The organism is Nocardia sp. NPDC004260, assembly GCF_053603155.1.
In genome coordinates this window covers 1-2,048 of record NZ_JBSGEZ010000238.1, presented here as the reverse complement: position 1 = coordinate 2,048, position 2,048 = coordinate 1, and the positions used below count along the sequence as shown (strand labels likewise).

The following is a 2,048-nucleotide window of genomic DNA, read 5'->3' as shown; positions in this document are numbered from 1 at the left end:
ACGGCAAACGCTGGATCAAGGCTGCGTTGCTGGCCGAGTGCGAGATGATCGTCAACCACAAGCTGGTGGCCTCGATCATGGCGGAGCGGGGTCTGAGGGCAGCCTGATCCGGGAGGTGCCGGTGAGGGTGGGAGCAGCCCTGACAAAGCCGGGCGTGTCAGCACTGCCAGATGGTGCGGGTCCGGCGAGCGGGATCGAGAGGAGTACGAGAGGAACCGATGTCTTAAAGTCCCTCAACGATTTACCGACTCCAACCTGGCGGATGTGGGTCGGGAGCGGCGCGTCGCGGAGCGTGAGTGCTGCGGGAACTTCCTGGGCCGGTGAAACCCGTGTCCGGGGAGGCTGCGGTGAAGGCCTGCGGCGTAACGATTACTACCGGACCCGCCCCCAGGCGAACAGGAGCAGCCGCTTCCACAAGGTCATACGTGCGCTGTTCTGCCAGAGCAGGGAACACCGGCTCGACCGGGCTCGACGGATCACTACAGTCGAGTCTCATGACGACAGTTACAACACGCACGGTCGAGTACCCGGCCGACGGCCTGACGATGATCGGGCATCTCGCACTCCCGGCTGGTGTCGACCGGCGGCCCGCAGTCCTGGTCGGGCCCGAGGGGCCGGGACTCGACGACTTCCAGCGCCGCCGCGCCGACACCCTGGCTGAGCTGGGGTACGTGGCGCTGGCCTTCGACATCAACGGCGGACGCTGGTTCACCGATCCCGAGGAGATGCTGGCGCACGTGACCCCCCTACTCGCCGACCCCGACCGTATGCGGGGCATCGGCCACGCGGCACTGGATGTGCTGCGCGCCGAACCGCGAACCGACCCCGACCGGATCGCCGCCATCGGCTACGGCACCGGCGGCGCAATCGTGCTGGAACTCGGGCGCGACGGCGTCGACCTGCGCGCGATCGGGACAGTCAACGCCCTGACCACGGGCCGACCGGGCGAGGCGGCGCACATTCGGTGCCCGGTGTGGGCCGGGGTCGGGTCGGAAGACCCGATCATGCCGCCCGCGCAACGGGACGCGTTCACCGCCGAGATGCAGGCCGCGGGCGTCGACTGGCGCCTGGTCGTCTACGGTGGCGCCTTGCATGCCTTCCACCATCCGCCGGTCGACCAGACCGTACTCCCCGGCGTCGGCTACCATCCACGGCACGCGCAGCGAGCCTGGCGCGACATCGTCGACCTGCTCACCGAGTGCCTGCCCGTAACGAAGTGATCTGGTCGGCAACCGCGTCCTGGGCCGCGAACCGGGAAGCGAGAAGCATCCACGCGGAATCCGGCGGTAGCGCGAACCGAACTGGTCCTTTGCTGCCGGACGGCCACCCAGTGGGGCTGGTACCGCGCATAGTTTCCAGAGTCGACCGGCCCTCGGCCGGTCAAAGTGCCAGGTCGCCTGTTCGAGTTACCGCGCATAGTGCGTCACTATCTGCGCTCTGGACCGCATTTCATCGGGTGAATGATTCTGCGCGCCATCGGGTTTAGGTTCTGAGCTGGGTATGTTCAGTGGTTGCTCGACTTGCAGTGAGGTTACGGAAGGCATCACGCCTCATCGACGGAGACGCCGGTGCGCCGGCCCATCGCGCCGCCGCGCGCGACCCTGCCGGCCTCCGAGCCATCATTGATAAATGGCCCGGGTGAACTGCCCCGGCCGTCGCGAAAGTGACAAAACGAATGAGCCGAGCCGAACCGCCTTCGTGATCATGGCCGAGCGCACCGACTGCGAGCTGAACAGCGAAATCAACGCCCTGTGGGCTGATCACCTCGAGCCGATATCCAGCAGCGTGGATTTCGCGTGGCGTCGAGCCGAACGTCACGGAATTCCTGACCACAGTGGGGCTGCGCACGACCGAGGTGGCAAACCACACGTTCGTCCACGTGGACGCCAGTGATCGCTACCAGCTCTGGCTTTGGTCGTGAATTCTGGCGTCGGTTGGTCGCGAATCCTGACACCGTGTGACGGGGTTGGGCGCCGATCTTGGTCGCGAAAATGAACACCGCCCGTCCGGTGCGTCGGTCGGTGTGAGGGAACCGAAGTTGATCGCGG

1 protein-coding gene is annotated in these 2,048 nt (G+C 66.3%); it reads left to right on the top strand.

Annotated features, from left to right (window positions below; genetic code table 11):
- Positions 1-494: 494 nt before the first annotated feature.
- A complete protein-coding gene (locus ACWEO7_RS39320; protein WP_452430906.1) occupies positions 495-1,220 on the top strand; it encodes a dienelactone hydrolase family protein in 726 nt (241 codons plus the stop codon).
- Positions 1,221-2,048 lie beyond the last annotated feature (828 nt).

Coding starts and splice junctions, on each gene's coding strand:
- ACWEO7_RS39320 (WP_452430906.1), top strand. CDS start 495: ATGACGACAGTTACAACACGCACGGTCGAGTACCCGGCCGACGGCCTG.